This window comes from Micromonospora sp. NPDC049903 (assembly GCF_044460945.1).
Lineage (GTDB): Bacteria > Actinomycetota > Actinomycetes > Mycobacteriales > Micromonosporaceae > Micromonospora.
On sequence record NZ_JBITKL010000009.1, the window covers coordinates 242,987 to 258,311 of the forward strand.

The following is a 15,325-nucleotide window of genomic DNA, read 5'->3' on the forward strand; positions in this document are numbered from 1 at the left end:
CGCCCCTCCCCTCTTCTCATCTAAACCTCTGGTGCACAACAATAGGCGCGGGCGGGGGCCGCGCGGCCCCCCCCCCCCCCCCCGGCGGGGGGGGGGGGGGGGGGGGGGGCCCCGCCCCCCCCCCCCCCGACGTCTTCAGCTACGCAGGTTCCACTGCTGGTTCGTGCCGCCGTGGCAGGCCCAGAGGTGCACCTTCGTGCCGTTCGCGGTGGCGTTCCCGCTGGCGTCGAGACAGAGCCCGGACTGGGCGCCGGTGATCGTGCCGTTGGGATTGACCGTCCACTGCTGGTTGACCTGCCCGTTGCAGTCCCAGATGATCGCCAGGGTGCCGTTCGCGGTGCCCTGGCCGGACGCGTCGAGGCACTTGGTGCCGTACACCACGAGTTGCCGGGAAGCGGTGTACGTCCAGCGCTGGTTGGTGCCGCCGTGACAGTCCCAGAGCTGGGCCTGCGTGCCGTTGGTGGTGCTCGATCCGCCGATCTCGAGGCAGCGGCCGGACTGCCCGCCGACGAGCTGGACATTCTGCTGACCGCCACCGCCCTGCGGACCGGCCGCCGCCATCACCGCCTGCGCCCCGGCGGGCCAGTTGTTGTTGCTCACCGTCACGTTGCCGTTGACCACGTTGCCGCGATCGCCGTTGGTGACGTTGCTGCTGCCGTTGGTCGACCAGTTGTTGGTGACGGTGAAGTTGCCCATGTTCTCGGCGTACCAGTAGTTGGCGGTGGCCCAGGTGCCGGTCGACGAGAAGACGTTGTTGCGGGCGGTGAAGTAGCGGGAGCCCTCGTCGAAATAGAGCCCGAAGTGGCCGTTGGTCCGCAGGCAGTAGTTGTCGGCGATCAGGCCGCCCGGATTCGCCGACAGGGTGTAGATGCACCCGCCGTCGTTCATCTGCTGCATGACGTCGTGCACGTAGTTGCCGATGACCCGGTTGTTGGACGCGGTGGTGGCGGTGCTGTAGCGCGGCTGGTAGTTGTACAGCCCCCGGTCGGCGTAGTGGTTGCTGCCCCCGGCGTCGTTGGAGCCCCAGCCGTATCCGACGGACATGCCGGTGTACGGCATGTTGTAGACCTCGTTGTACGAGACGGTCGAGTTGGTGACGTACGTGGTCAGCACCGAGACGATGCCCCGGTACTCGATGCCCAGGTCGTGCAACCGGTTGTTGCTGATGGTGATGTCCCGGTTGACCATGCGCTGGTCGCTCGGGTGGTGGGCGTCGGCGCGTACGCCACCGACGACGATGCCACCGGCCACGTTGCGGGCGATCTCGGACCGGGTGATGGTGATGTTGCTGGCCCCGAGGCCGACCCCGCTGCCGTGGGCGTTCGCGTCGTTGCCGATGCCGATGGCGGTCTGACCGAGGTTGACGAACGAGGAGTCGATGAAGGTGACGTTGTTGGCGGCCGAGATCTGCACGGCGGCCGGCATCTGCTGCCAGTTCGGGCGGGTGGCCTCGAACTGCGGGCAGCCGTTGTGGCAGGACGTGAAGGCGGGCCAGCTCCAGTTCCCGGCGATGTACGCGCCGGTCTGCTGGTCCACGTAGCCCTGGTTGCTGCTGGCACCGAGCCAGCTCGTGCCGGTGACAGTGACCCCGCTGAACGTGAGGTGGTGGGCCGGAGCCGCGTACGTGCCGCCGATCTGGATCAGGGACTGCACCGTCGGCAGCTCCACCCGGGCGGTGCTCATGTTCTGCCCGGCCAGCGGGATGTAGGACAGCGCACCGCTGCCCGGGTCGAGATACCACTCCCCCGGCGTGTCCAGGAACTCGTAGGCGTTGCTCAGGTACAGCGGCCCGGCCCGGTGCGGGCTGGTGAAGGTGTCGTACCCGAAGTTGTTGTTGCTCCAGCCGGGTTGCTGCATCCGGATCTGGTTGCCGCTGATGCTCTGCACCGACACGTACCGGTCGGTGAACGAGTTGACGCTCTCCATCTGGATGCGGCTCTGATTGGCCAGGTTGTTGAGGTAGCCCAGCGCGCTGCTGGTGAACCGCATCCCGGTGCTGTCGGCGGTGAAGTCGGCCCGGTTGACCTGGGTACGCGCCCGGGTGGCGACGGCACCGTCGACGTAGAGCTGCCGGCTGTCCAGTCCGGCGCCGACGTTGGCCCGCCAGATGTTGCGTCCGGCGTCCACGAGGGACCAGCCGGTGACCGCGCGGGCGCCGCTGATCACCGGGCGGGCCGACGGGGCGGCCTGCCACAGCACGCGGTATCCGTTGGTGCCGGAGTCGGCGGCGGTGAAGCGCAGCGGCGCGGTGAGCCGGTAGGTCCCGTCGGCCAGTTGCACCACGATGTCGCCGGACATCGCGCTGTTCAGAGCGCGGACGGCGGTCTGCGCGCCGGTCAACGAACACGGCGCGGCGGCGCTGCACGCGCTGCCGCTGCCCGTCGGTGAGGCGTACAGGGTGGTGGTGGCCGCGAGGGCCGGGGCGGCGGTGGTGGCCACGACGGTGGCGGTGAGCACGCTGGTGAGCGCCACCGTGGTCACCGCGGCCAGCACCCGTCTGGGTGTGGAGGGACGAGGCGGTCCGGACACGGGAGGTCTCCTTCGGCTGGGACGGGTGGTGGTGGTGATCCTGCGAATGGGCGCGGCTCAGCCCAGGAGCCCGCGCAGGTAGGCCAGCCCGTCGAGAGCGAGCCGGTCCGGCGACGGGGCGAGGGGACGCCAGATGGACGCAGCGGTGGCGATCGTCTCGTTCTCGGCGGTGAACGACTCGATGCAGACCGCACCCCGGTAGCCGGTGCCGGCCAGCACCGCGAACAGCCGGGGCCAGTCCAGGTGGTCACTGCCGGGAGCACCCCGGTTGGTGCCACTGACCTGGACGTGCTTGATGTACGGGCCGGCGACGGCGAGCGCGCCGTACGGGTCGGCCTCCTCGATGTTCATGTGGTACGTGTCGATCATCAAGCCGACGTTCGACGGCAGACCGTCGATCAGGTCCACCGCCTGGTCGATCGTGTTGACCACACTGGTCTCGTACCGGTTGAGCGCCTCCACTCCGATGGAGACGCCCCGCGTACCGGCGTAGTCGGCGACCGGCGCCAGTGCCCGGCGAAAGTCCGCGTAACAGGCGGTGCGCTCGGCCGCCGTCATCCGCCAGGTCCGGCCCACCGAGGCGTAGACCGGACCGCCGACGCTCGGCGCGCCGACGGCCGCCGCGCTGTCCACACAGCCCTTCAGGTACGCCACGGTGGCCGCCACCACCGCCGGTGCGGCGTCGACGAGGTCCCGGCCGGGCGGGGTGACGGCGCAGACACCTGCCGCACTCAGCCCGTGCGCCGCGAGCAGATCCCGGGTCCGGACCGGGTCCCAGTCCCCGGGCTGCTCGATCGGCAGCTCGACCGCGTCGAAGCCGAAGCCGGCGATCCGGGGCACCAACTCGGCCAGGGCCGCGTCGTCGACCGGTGAGGCCCACACCCAGGGGTTGACGCCGATCTCGTACACCGATGGCCTACTTCCAGCGCTGGGGGTACCCGGGCAGGTCGGTGCAGCCGCACATCGCGTAGTGCAGCGGCGGCATGTCCGGGTCGAGGTAGCTGTCCAGGTTCTCCTGGGTGATGGTCGGCTGCGGCAGCTTCCACGGGTCGGAGACCTGCTCGCCGTCGAGGATCCGCAGGGCGGCGATGATCGGCGTGCGCCACTGATAGGTCGGGTAGGTCGGCGCGATGGCGGTCAGCCCGGCCTCCTTCCACACCTTGAGGAAGTCGAGCTGGTCCTCGCCGTTGATCGGCGGCACCGGCTTGCCGGCGTCCTGGAACGCCTCCACCGCCGCGACGGCGACCGCACCGGCGTCCATCCAGACGCCGTCGATGGTGCCGTACCGCTGGAGGTAGTCGTCGACGATCTTCTTGGTCTTGGCCGGGTCGCCGTCGGTGAACTCGACGCCGACGACGTCCACGCCCGCCTTGTCGAACGCGACCTTCGCCGCCGCCCAGCGCGTCTCCAGCACGTCGACGCCGGGCAGGATGCGCAGCGCGAGCAGCTTGCCGCCGGGCTTCATCCGCTGGCTGACGAACTCGGCGCCCACGTGGCCGAAGCCGTACCCGCCGATGGGGTTGATGAAGGTCACCGGGCAGTCCGTGTCGACGCCACGGTCGAAGACGATCACCGGCAGGCCGGTGCGGCAGGCGGCCTCCACCGCCGGGGTGAGGGTGGCGGTCGTGTTCGGCGAGACGATCAGGGCGTCGCAGTCGCGGCCGAGCAGGTCGTTGATGTCGGCGATCTGCTTCTGGTCCTTGCCCTCGGCCTCCACGTGCACGAACTCGGCGATCCGGTCTCCCTGTGCGGCCACCTCGGCCTGCATGGTCTTGTAGCCGACCTGACGCCAGGGGTTGTTCAGCGCGGCGTTGGAGAAGCAGATGCGGTGCGGCCCGGCCTTCTTGAACGAGGCGGTGTCCACCATCGCCGGATCGAGCGCCTGCTCCCACGGTTTGTCCGCCGGGCCGGTCGGCGTGGCCTGCAACAGGGCCAACTCGGCGTCGTAGGCGGCCTGCTCAAAGAAGGAGGACTGCTCGCCGGTGCCGGCCCCGGCGGGCGCGGACGAGGCACCGGACGGGTTCGCCACCGGTTGGTCGGTGGCGCACCCGGCGAGGGCCAGCAGTGTCACCGCGCCGAGCGCGGCCAGAGAGCGTTTCATCGGGATCCCCTTTATCTGGACGTGGACCGTCGGGCCGCGACCGCCACGGCGACCAGGATGATGACGCCCTGGACCGCCGGGCGGAGCGCGCCCGAGATGCCGTAGAAGTTCATGAGCGCGAAGAGCAGTTCGAGGGTGGTGGCACCGAGCATCGCGCCGACGACCGAACCCCGGCCGCCGCCCAGCGCCACACCGCCGAGGACCACGGCGGTGATGGCACCGAACTCCAGGCCGGCACCGGCCTGGAAGGAGACCCCGCTGTAGCCGCCGATCAGGATCGCCGCGACCGCCGCCGCGAGGCCGCTGAGGACGAACGCGGCGGTGCGGGTACGCCAGACGCGTACCCCGCTGAGCCGGGCGGTGCGCGGGTTGTCGCCGACGGCGACCAGGATCCGCCCGAAGTCGGCGCGGGTCAGCAGCACCGCCACGGTGGCGACGACCGCCAGGATCACCAGCGCGTACGGGACGCGGCCGAGCAGCGGCACGTCCTCGAAGGCGCGCCGGCCGTACTGCCGGAACTCCTCGGTGAGCCCGCCCTTCGGCGCCCCGTCGGACCAGAGGTAGACCGCGCCGACGAGGATCAGGAACATGCCGAGGGTGGTGACGAACGAGGGCACCCCGAGCCGGGTGGTGACCAGGCCGTTGACCAGCCCGACGAGCGCGCCGCCGACGAGCAGCACCAGCACCACCGGCCAGGTCCGCGTCGGGTCGCTGTCGATCAGTCGGGCGGCCACCACCACCTGCGCGGTGACCAGGGCGCCGACGGAGAGGTCGAACTCGCCGCAGACGATCACGAAGTACTGTCCGGCGGCGAGCAGGATGATCGGCGCGGAGCGGCCGAGGAACGACATCAGCGACGGTGGGCTGAGGAAGTCGGGCTGGCGGACGGTGATCAGGACCAGCAGCACCACCAGGATCGCGAGGATCGGCGCCAGGCCACCGGGCCGGGTCCACTGCGCCGGTTGGAGCCGACGCCGGAGGGTCTGCGTGCTCACCCGGCCGCCTTCCGCATGGTCCGACGGGCGTAGACGGCCACCGCCGCGATGATGATCACGCCCCGGACCACCTGCTTGGCGAACGCGTCGACGGCGAGCTGGTTGAAGACGGCGTCGATGGTGGCGAGCAGCAGCACGCCGCCGACCGTGCCGACCACGCCGCCCCGGCCACCGGCCAGCGCGGTGCCGCCGATCACCACGGCGGCGATCGACTCCAGGTCGTAGAGGCCCTCCGAGCCGACGCGGGGCGCACCCGAGCCGAGCCGGCTGGCGAGATAGATGCCGGCGATCCCGGCGCAGAGCGAGCAGAGCACGTGCGCGGTGACCCGCACCCGTTCGGTGCGTACCCCGGAGAGCCGGGCGACCTCCTCGTCACCGCCGACGGCGAGCAGATGGTGGCCGAACCTGGTCCGGGCCAGCGCGAACCAGGCCGCCCCGGCCACCAGGAGCAGCAGCAGGAAGGCCACCGGCACCGGACCGACGCGCTGGTAGCCGAGGGTCTGCACGAGGGGCGGCGAGGTGGTGCCGGCCGGGCCGGCGTACCCGTTGTCGAGGTACCCCTTGAGCAGCAGCCCGACGCCGAGCGTCGCGATGAACGCGTTGATCCGCCCGGCGGTGACGAGCAGGCCGTTGAGCAGCCCGATCCCGGCGCAGACCAGCAGCGTCAGGCCGATCGCGGGCAGCATCGCGCTGTCCCGACCGGCCATCGCCTCGGCGGCGACCAGCGTGCTCAGGCTGACCACGTACGCGACCGAGAGGTCGAGCGAGCCGCCGAGGATGACCAGGGTCTGCCCGACGGCGACGAAGCCCAGTCCGGCGGCGACGTGCAGCAGGCTCACCGTCGTCGACTGGTTGACGAGTTGACCGCCGTCGAGCAGGACGACCAGCCAGCCGATGGTCAGGGTGAGCGCGAGGGCCACGAACACGCCGGGCACCGGGCGTCGGGCGGGCAGCAGCGCGGGGGTGGTCACGCGGCGGTCTCCCGTACCGTGCCGAGGGCGAGCCCGACCACGTCCTCCTCGCGGCTGCCGGCGGGCAGTTCGCCCGCGATCCGGCCGTCGCGCATGACCACGATCCGGTCGCTCATGCCGAGCAGCTCGGGCAGGTCGGACGAGATCATCAGCACGGCGGCGCCCTCTGCGGCGAGGCGGCGGACCAGGTCGTGGATCGCCGACTTCGCGCCCACGTCGATGCCTCGGGTGGGTTCGTCGAAGAGCAGGACCCGGGGCTTCAGGGCGAGCCACCGCGCCAGTACGACCTTCTGCTGGTTGCCGCCGGAGAGGAATCGGATCTCCTGGTGGTCACCGGCGGCGCGGACCTCGACGGCGGCGAGCAGTTCCCGGATCCGGGCGGTGCGCGCGGCCCGGCCGGAGCGGATCGGGAAGGCGGCCCGACCGGCCAGCAACGCGTTGTCGAGCACCGACTGGCGGCCGAGAGTGCCCTCGCCCTTGCGGTCCTCGGTGACGTAGGCGATCCCGGCCCGCATCGCCGCACGCGGAGAGCGCACTCGGACCGGTCTGCCGTCGAGGCTGACCTCGCCGGTGGTGAACGGGGCGGCCCCGAACAGGGCCCGGGCCAGGGCGGAGCGGCCGGAGCCCTGGAGCCCGCCGATGCCGAGCACCTCGCCCGCGCGCAGGTCCAGCTCGATGTCGCGCAGTCTGCGGTTCCCGCCCCGACGCACGGTGAGCCGGACCGCGCCGACGTCGGCGGGGGCGGCGCGCGGCGGGTAGTAGTGCGACAGTTCGCGGCCGACCATGTGCCGGACGAGGTCGTCGGCGCCTGTGTCGGCGGTGTCCGTGGTGGTCACCCGGCGGCCGTCCTTGAGGACGGTGATCCGGTCGGAGAGGTCGAAGACCTCGGCGAGCCGGTGCGAGACATAGAGGATGCCGATGCCCTGTTCCTGGAGCCGGCGCACCAGGGCGTAGAGCAGGGTCACCTCGTGGTCGGCCAGGGCGGCGGTCGGCTCGTCCATGATGATGAGTCGGGCGTCCAGGGCGAGCGCCTTGGCGATCTCGACGACCTGCTGTTGCGCGACGCTGAGCCGCCCCACCGGTGCGTCGGCCGGCAGGGCGGTCTCCCCGACCGAAGCCAGGAGTTGCCGGGTGCGTTCGCGCATCCGACGGCGGTCGACCAGGCCACGGCGCGTCGGCTCGTGGCCCAGGAACACGTTCTCCGCGACGGTGCGTTCCGGCAGCAGGTTGAACTCCTGGTGGATGATGCCGATGCCGGCCCGCTGGGCGTCGCGTGGGCCGCCGAAGGCGCGCGGCTCGCCGTCGAGCTCGACGGTGCCCTCGTCGGGGGCGTACCCGCCGGAGACGATCTTCATCAGGGTGGACTTGCCGGCACCGTTCTCGCCGACGACGGCGTGCACCTCACCGGCGGCGACGTCGAGACCCACCCCGTCGAGGACGCGGACGCCGAGGAAGGACTTGCTGATTCCCCGCAGCGCGAGCAGGGGCGCCGGACGCCGGTCTGACATCGTCGAAGATCCTCACGGTCAGTAGCCAAGATCGGGTGCCGTCCGACGCCGGAGATCCTCCAGCGTGGATGGTCGATACTGTTTTGTCATCCAGGTGCGGCACTTCGTGTTGTCGTGCGCAAACTTTCGCTTGACACGACCGAAACATCACACGTATGAAGATAGATGTTCGGGTATGAGTTCGCAATCCCCCGCCCGCCAGGGACTTTCGGGCACCGTCCCATCGGCGCGGACCAGGAAAGACACACCTGCGCGAGAGCCAGCACCGACACGGAGACACCATCCATGGCGTCGTTAACATCCGACGGCATCGATGCATGGTGCGCTCCGGCTTCCCACCCCCACCCGACGGCACCTCAGTCCGACATGACGGTGTGTCACCACCGGAAGCGTTGGCGCGCCATCCGCATCCCCCGCCCGTCCCACGAGGAGACGCCATGCGTCGCACGACATCCATCATCGGAGTGATCGCGGGTCTGTTACTGACCTTCGCGGTCGTGAACCCGGCGGCGGCGGCTCCCGCCTTCCGGGCCCTGGTGTTCACCAAGACCGCCGGTTACCGGCACGACTCCATCCCCGCCGGCGTCACGATGTTCCAGCAGCAGGCGGCGGCCAACAACTTCGAGGTGGTGCACAGCGAGGACTCGGCCGTGTTCACCCCGGCCAACCTCGCCACCTTCGACGTCCTCGTGATGTTCCAGACCTCCGGCATGGTCTGGACCTCGGCCGCCCAACGGCAGGCGGTGGAGGGTTTCCTCGCCTCCGGCAAGGGAATCGTCGCCGTCCACAACGCCACCGACATGGGCATCGAGGGCGAGTACCCGTGGTGGGACCAGACCATCAACGCCGGTGCGCACATGCCGGAGCACTCCCCCGGCGTCCTGCCCGGCACCGCGATCGTGGCCGACAAGAAGCACCCCTCCACCGCCACCCTGCCGGACCGCTGGAACCGCAGCGAGGAGTGGTACAACTTCGACAAGAACCCGCGCGGCGACGTGCACGTGCTGGTCACGGCGGACGAACGGACGTACAACCCGGGTTCCCGGGCGATGGGCCCGGACCACCCGATCTCCTGGTGCCGCAGCGTCGGTGGCGGTCGGGTCTGGGCCACCGCCATGGGCCACGCCATCGAGTCCTACAGCGAGACCCACTTCCGCAACCACGTGCTCGGCGGGGTGAAATGGGCCGCCGGCAACGAGCCCGGCGACTGCGGCGGCACGGTCTGGGGCAACTTCGAGAAGCGCTCGCTGGACACCAACACCGTCGACCCGATGGCCCTCGCGGTGACCCCCGACGGTCGGGTGATCTACGTCCAACGCGGCGGCCAGATCAAGATCTTCAAGCCGAGTACGAGCAGCACCGTCACCGCCGGCACGCTCAGCGTCTACACCGGCGGTGAGGACGGCCTCACCGGGCTGGCCCTGGACCCGAACTTCGCCACCAACGGGTACGTCTACCTGTACCACTCGCCCGCCAGCAGCAGCACGGACATCAACCGGGTCTCCCGCTACACGCTGAGCGGTGACACATTGAACATGTCCAGCGGGGTCACCGTGATCGACATCCCGGCGTACCGCGACCGGACGTACCCGGAGCCCGGCCACACCGGCGGGTACATGGAATTCGGCCCGGACGGCAACCTCTACATCGGCACCGGCGACGACGTGCCGCCGAACCTCGACCCCAACTGGCAGGGCTACGCGCCGCTGGACTGGCGGTCGGGCAAGCACATGCTCGACGCCGCCCGGACCGCCGGCAACACCAACGACCTGCGCGGCAAGCTGCTGCGCATCCGGCCCTCGGCGAGCGGCGGCTACACCGTCCCGTCGGGCAACCTCTATCCCCAGGGCACCGCGCAGACCCGGCCGGAGATCTACGCGATGGGCTTCCGCAACCCGTTCCGCTTCTCCATCGACCCGGCCAACGGTTGGGTCTACCTGGCCGACTACGGGCCGGACCGGAACCCGCCGACCACCAACCGTGGCCCCGAGGGTCTCGTCGAGCTGAACGTGATCAAGACGCCGGGCAACTACGGCTGGCCCTTCTGCCACGGCGACAACCAGCCCTACGCGCCGTACAACCCGGACACCGGTGCGGTCGGGGCCAAGTTCAACTGCTCCTCCCCGGTCAACAACTCCCCCAACAACACCGGTTTGACCAGCCTGCGCCCGGTGGTCGCGCCGAACATGTGGTACGGCTACGGCACCTCGACCACCTTCCCGGAGCTGGGCTCCGGCGGCTCGGGGCCGATGGGCGGCCCGGTCTACCGCTACAACGCGGCGAACCCGTCGCAGACGAAGTTCCCGCCGTACTACGACGGGGTCCACTTCTTCTACGAGTGGTCGCGCAGCTACCTCAAGGAGGTGCACTTCGACTCGGCGACGGCGGTCACCCGGACCAACGCCTTCCTGCCCACCACCCGATTCAACAAGCCGATGGACATGGAGTTCGGCACGGACGGATCGCTCTACCTGCTGGAGTGGGGCACCAACTTCGGCGGCGGCAACAGCGACTCGGGTCTCTACCGGATCGACTACGTGCAGGGCGGTCGGTCCCCGATCGCCAAGGCCACCGGTACGCCCACCAGCGGCAACGCGCCGCTGACCGTGCAGTTCTCCAGCGCCGGGTCGGCGGACCCCGACCCCGGTGACACGATCAGCTACCAGTGGACCTTCGGTGACGGCACCACGTCGACGGCGGCCAACCCCTCGCACGTCTACACCGCCAACGGCAACTACACCGCCCAGCTCAAGGTCACCGACAGCACCGGCAAGACCGGCTTCGCCAACGTGGCGATCACGGTCGGCAACACCGCTCCGGTGGTCACCATCACCACCCCGGCGCACGGCGGCATGCTCACCTTCGGTGACCGGGTCTCCTACCAGATCAGCGTCTCCGACCCGGGTGGGGCGGCGATCGACTGCTCCAAGGTGATCCTCAACCCGGCGCTCGGGCACGACGACCACGCGCACGAGACCACCGACCTGCCCGGCTGCTCCGGCACCATCCCCACCGACCTGCTCGGCGGGCATCCGGACGGCGCGAACCTGTTCTATGTGCTCAACGCGCGCTACACCGACAACGGTGGGGCGGGCGGGGCCGCACCGCTGACCGGGCACGCACAGGTGATCCTCCAGCCCAAGCACAAGCAGGCCGAGTACTACAGCAGCCAGTCCGGCACCCGGGTGGTCGACCAGGCCGGGGCGGAGAGCGGCAAGCGGGTCGGCGACATCTCCAACAACGACTGGGTGGCCTTCACCCCGATGAGCCTCTCCGGCATCACCACGGTCAGCTACCGGTTGTCGTCACCGTCCGGCGGCGGCACGATCGAGCTGCGGGCCGGCTCCGCCACCGGCACGCTGCTGGCCACCACGCCGGTGCCGGCCACCGGCGGCTGGGACAACTACCAGTCGACACCACCGGTGAACGTCACCGCCCTGGCCGGTACGCACACCCTGTACCTGGTCTTCAAGGGCAGCGGTAACAACTGGTTCGACCTGGACTCGCACACCTTCGGCGGTGCGGGGGTCGGTGTCGGCGGCACCGGTGGGGTGGCCGGGCGGACCTGGACCCTCACCGCGCAGCACAGCGGCAAGGTGATGGACGTCAACGGGGTCTCCACCGCCGACGGCGCCCAGATCCACCAGTGGGCCGCCAGTGGTGGGAACAACCAGAAGTGGCAGGCGGTCGACGCCGGCAACGGTGCCGTCACGCTCAAGGCGGTGCACAGCGGCAAGTGCGCGGAGATCGTCGGCTCGTCCACCAGCGCGGGTGCCTTCCTCCAGCAGGCCACCTGCGGCACCGGCAACCAGCAGAAGTTCACCGTCACGGCGACCGGCACCAGCGGCGTCTACACGGTCCGCAGCGTGCTGAGCGGCCTGTGCCTGGACGTCAACGGCGCCGCCACCACCGACGGCGCGCGGCTGGTGCAGTGGACCTGCCACGGCGGCACCAACCAGCAGTGGCGGTTCGGCGCGGCCTGACGACCGCGACGCTGACCCGCCGATGACAGCGGTCGGGACCGGCCTCCGCACCACGGGAGCCGGTCCCGATCGCCGTGCCGTCAGGGTCGTCGACAGAATCCGGGGGTACGCGCGCCGGTGCGGCTCAGCGGCCGTCGGACTCGGCCAGCGGTGCGCCGGCACGTCCGCCGTGGCCGTTCACGCCGCCCACCGTCGCGCCGGTCGGCAGGTACGCCGTCCGGGTCGGTGCCGGAGCGCCGTGTTCCGGCAGCAGTCGCCGTCCCGCCGACACGGGCCGGACGTCGGGCCCCTCGGTGCTGCGGGCCGCCGGACGCCGGACGCAGGCGCGGATCGCCCGCTCGTCGACGCGGACGCCGAGGCCCGGCGCGTCGCCGAGGACGAAGGCACCGTCCTCCACGTGCAGGTCGAGCGTGACGCCGAGCGGTGGACGCAGGTCCTGCAACTCGCTGGTCAGGTGGTTGGGCACCGACGTCGCCGCGTGCAGCAGCCCGACCGGACTGTTGCCGATCGGGCTGACCGGCAGGTCGTGGGCGTGCGCCAGGGCCGACGTACGCAGGAAGTGGGTGACTCCCCAGACGGCGGCCGTCTGGACGATGTCGACCGCCCCGGCGGCGATCAGCGGGCGGTACTGTTCCAGCCCGGTGAGGTTCTCGCCGGTGGCGACGGAGGCCCGCACGCCCCGCCCGACCGCGGCCAGCCCCTCGGCGTCCCACCGGCGGACCGGCTCCTCGATCCAGATCAGGTCGAGGGTGCGTTCGAGTTCGCCGACGTGGCGGACGGCCTGCTTGCGGGTCCACGCCTCGTTGACGTCGAGCATCAGACCGGGTCGGCGTCCGTGCCCGGCCTCGGTCAGCACCTGCTCGACCAGGCCCAGGCGATGCCGGTCGCGGGCGATGTCCAGACCGCCCTTGAGCTTGGCGGCGCGCAGCCCGTGCGCGGCGTACGCGCGGTAGGTGTCGACCAGCTCGTCGTCGGTCAGGCCGATGTCCAGACCGGAGGCGTACGCGGGCACCCGCCGGTCGCGTCCGCCCAGCAGCCGCCAGAGCGGCTGGCCGGCGGCCTGCGCCTTGATGTCCCAGAGGGCGGTGTCGAGCGCGCCGATGGTGCCGAAGACGGTGCCCGCGTGTCCGGCCTTGAAGCTGTGGCGCAGCATCCGGTCGTAGAGCGTCGTGACGGCGCGCGGGTCCTCGCCGTCGACGGCCGCGAAGATCCGTTCGATCTCCACGTGCGGACCGAGGCCGACTCCGGAGATCCCCTCGTCGGTGTCGACGACGACGATCGACACCGGCACCACCCCGTCGGCGAAGACGCCGTTGGCGTCACCGACGGGACGTCCCCATTCCTGCACCGTGGTGAGCGTCCGATATCCGGTGATCCGCATGTCAGCCCTTCGTGGAGCCGGCGGCGACGCCGTCGGCGATCTGGCGCTGGAGGAAGAGATAGACCAGCAGGACGGGGAGCGCGGCGATCAGCACCCCGGAGGCGAAGGTCGGGATGTCGTCGGAGTACTGCCCGCGCAGCGAGGTCACGCCCACCATCAGGGTGCGCTGGTCGGCCGAGGGCATCATGACCAGTGACATCAGGACGTCGTTCCAGCAGAACAGGGCGTTGAGGATGCCGACGGAGAGCAGCGCCGGGGTGCCCAGCGGCAGCATGATCCGGCGGTACACGCCGTAGAGGCTGTTGCCGTCGATCCGGGCCGCGTCGATGACCTCCGGCGGGATCGACCGGTAGTAGCTGGTCATCAGGAAGACGGTGAACGGCAGGAACTGGGCGACGTAGACGATGATCAACCCGGGGTACGTGTCGATGAGCGCGGTGTCGGCCATGATCCGGGCCAGCGGCACCATGATCACCTGAAACGGCACGAAGAGGCCCGCGAGGCAGCCGAGGAACAGCGCCCGCGACCCGCGGAACCGGATCTGGCTGAGCGCGAAACCGGCCATCGAGCCGAGCAGGAGCAGCAGGAGCACCGACGACGACACCACGATCACCGAGTTGACGAAGTATCGGCTCATGCCGACGCTGCTCCACGCCGTCTCGATGTTGTCCCAGCGCAGCGTGTCGGTCAGGGCGAAGCGGTCGAGGATGTAGTCGCGCCGGGTCTTCATCGCCACGTTCGCGGTGAACAGCAGGGGGTAGATCGTCGCCAGGGCGAGCACCAGCATCGGGACGGCGATCAGCCACCGCCCCGGCCGCAGGCGGGACATCAGTTCTCCCTTCCGGCCCGGCTGAGCAGCTTGATCTGCACCAGCCCCACCACGAGCATGATCACGAAGAGGACCGTCGAGGCGGCCGAGGCGAGGGCGGGCCGGTTCATCTGGCCCTGCTGGATCCAGATGTAGTACTCCGGCAGGTAGGTGGATCCCTCCGGGCCGCCGCTGGTCATCACGAACAGCAGCCCGAACATCGAGGTCAACATCCCGATCATCGTGGTCACGAAGACGAACTGGATGGTCCGGGACAGCCCCGGGACGATCACGTGCCGGATGACCTGGGGCAGTGAGGCCCCGTCCACCCGGGCGGCGTCCAGCAGGGCGGCGTCGAGGGTCGCGAAGCCGGCGAGGAAGACCACCAGGGACATCCCGAAGGTGGCCCAGACGTGCACGCCGACCACGACGAACATCGCGATGTCCGGGTCGCCGAGCCAGTCGATCGGGCCGACACCGGCCGGGCCGAGGAGGGAGTTGAGGGGGCCGTCCACCGCGAGCAGCAGGTTGAAGATCGCGCCGACGATGACCGGGGAGAGCACGGCGGGGAAGAAGTAGACGCTGCGGTAGAGCCGGTGCCCGGGGACCCGCAGGTAGATGAAGGTCGCCAGCAGGCCGGGGATCGCCACCGCCACCGGCAGCAACAGCACCAGCCACCCGACGTTGCCCAGCGCGGTACGGAACAGCGGGTCGGCCAGCAGTTCCCGGTAGTTGTCGACGCCCACCGCCGTGCCGTCGCGCGCCCCGTCCCCGGTGAACGAGAAGTTGACGCCGAGCAGCAGCGGATACAGCCGCAACACCACGATGATCAGCACGGCGGGGGCGACCAGGACGTACGGTGCGAGGCGCTCGGAGCGCAGACGGCCGGCGGCCCGCGTCGCACCGGTCCGGCGACGGTCGGTCGCCGCGGGGGGGGGGGGGGGGGGGGGGCGGGGGGGCGCCGCCGGCGGGGGGGGGGGGGGCGGGCGCGCCGCCCGCCCCCGGGGCGGGGGGGCGGGCGGGGGCCCCCCCCCGCCCCCGCCCCCCCC

General features: G+C 70.7%; 10 protein-coding genes. 1 reads left to right on the forward strand and 9 read right to left on the reverse strand.

Going from position 1 to position 15,325, the window contains the following annotated elements:
* Positions 1–135: 135 nt before the first annotated feature.
* Genes ACIBO1_RS17155 through ACIBO1_RS17180 form a run of 6 tightly spaced genes read right to left on the reverse strand, consistent with a single transcriptional unit; the run spans position 136 to position 8,104 of the window.
* Positions 136–2,529, reverse strand: coding sequence for an RICIN domain-containing protein (locus tag ACIBO1_RS17155; RefSeq protein ID WP_396747264.1), 2,394 nt, complete (start codon positions 2,527–2,529; stop codon positions 136–138).
* Between the two features lie 57 nt (positions 2,530–2,586).
* Positions 2,587–3,438 (reverse strand): sugar phosphate isomerase/epimerase family protein, encoded by an 852-nt coding sequence (locus tag ACIBO1_RS17160; RefSeq protein ID WP_396747267.1) that lies wholly within the window; start codon positions 3,436–3,438, stop codon positions 2,587–2,589.
* Between the two features lie 7 nt (positions 3,439–3,445).
* The gene (locus ACIBO1_RS17165) at positions 3,446–4,630 is read right to left on the reverse strand and encodes a substrate-binding domain-containing protein (protein ID WP_396747270.1); all 1,185 of its coding nucleotides are present in this window, start codon (positions 4,628–4,630) and stop codon (positions 3,446–3,448) included.
* Between the two features lie 11 nt (positions 4,631–4,641).
* Positions 4,642–5,625: an ABC transporter permease gene (locus tag ACIBO1_RS17170; protein ID WP_396747273.1), complete on the reverse strand. Its 984-nt coding sequence runs from the start codon at positions 5,623–5,625 to the stop codon at positions 4,642–4,644.
* On the reverse strand, positions 5,622–6,596 hold the full coding sequence (locus ACIBO1_RS17175) for an ABC transporter permease (protein WP_396747276.1): 975 nt from the start codon (positions 6,594–6,596) through the stop codon (positions 5,622–5,624). Before ACIBO1_RS17175 ends, ACIBO1_RS17170 begins: the two co-directional genes overlap by 4 nt.
* A complete protein-coding gene (locus ACIBO1_RS17180; protein ID WP_396747279.1) occupies positions 6,593–8,104 on the reverse strand; it encodes a sugar ABC transporter ATP-binding protein in 1,512 nt (503 codons plus the stop codon). Before ACIBO1_RS17180 ends, ACIBO1_RS17175 begins: the two co-directional genes overlap by 4 nt.
* A 437-nt stretch (positions 8,105–8,541) precedes the next feature.
* On the opposite strand from ACIBO1_RS17180, the gene ACIBO1_RS17185 reads away from it, so the two are divergent.
* Positions 8,542–12,087, forward strand: a complete 3,546-nt coding sequence (locus ACIBO1_RS17185; protein ID WP_396747282.1) for a ThuA domain-containing protein — start codon at positions 8,542–8,544, stop codon at positions 12,085–12,087.
* Between the two features lie 124 nt (positions 12,088–12,211).
* Here ACIBO1_RS17185 and ACIBO1_RS17190 read toward each other — a convergent pair whose 3' ends face one another.
* The 3 genes from ACIBO1_RS17190 to ACIBO1_RS17200 are packed head-to-tail and all read right to left on the reverse strand — an operon-like array spanning position 12,212 to position 15,112.
* Positions 12,212–13,468 carry a mandelate racemase/muconate lactonizing enzyme family protein gene (locus ACIBO1_RS17190; protein WP_396747285.1) on the reverse strand — a complete coding sequence of 419 codons (1,257 nt, stop codon included), beginning with the start codon at positions 13,466–13,468 and terminating at the stop codon, positions 12,212–12,214.
* Between the two features lies 1 nt (position 13,469).
* Positions 13,470–14,297 carry a carbohydrate ABC transporter permease gene (locus tag ACIBO1_RS17195; RefSeq protein WP_396747288.1) on the reverse strand — a complete coding sequence of 276 codons (828 nt, stop codon included), beginning with the start codon at positions 14,295–14,297 and terminating at the stop codon, positions 13,470–13,472.
* A complete protein-coding gene (locus ACIBO1_RS17200; RefSeq protein WP_396747291.1) occupies positions 14,297–15,112 on the reverse strand; it encodes a carbohydrate ABC transporter permease in 816 nt (271 codons plus the stop codon). The genes ACIBO1_RS17195 and ACIBO1_RS17200 overlap by 1 nt, the downstream gene beginning before the upstream one ends.
* Positions 15,113–15,325: the final 213 nt, after the last annotated feature.

Bases quoted from the DNA above. Each gene is read 5' to 3' on its own strand.
- ACIBO1_RS17165 (WP_396747270.1), bottom strand. From the start codon at position 4,630: ATGAAACGCTCTCTGGCCGCGCTCGGCGCGGTGACACTGCTGGCCCTC.
- ACIBO1_RS17180 (WP_396747279.1), bottom strand. From the start codon at position 8,104: ATGTCAGACCGGCGTCCGGCGCCCCTGCTCGCGCTGCGGGGAATCAGC.
- ACIBO1_RS17185 (WP_396747282.1), top strand. From the start codon at position 8,542: ATGCGTCGCACGACATCCATCATCGGAGTGATCGCGGGTCTGTTACTG.
- ACIBO1_RS17190 (WP_396747285.1), bottom strand. From the start codon at position 13,468: ATGCGGATCACCGGATATCGGACGCTCACCACGGTGCAGGAATGGGGA.
- ACIBO1_RS17195 (WP_396747288.1), bottom strand. From the start codon at position 14,297: ATGTCCCGCCTGCGGCCGGGGCGGTGGCTGATCGCCGTCCCGATGCTG.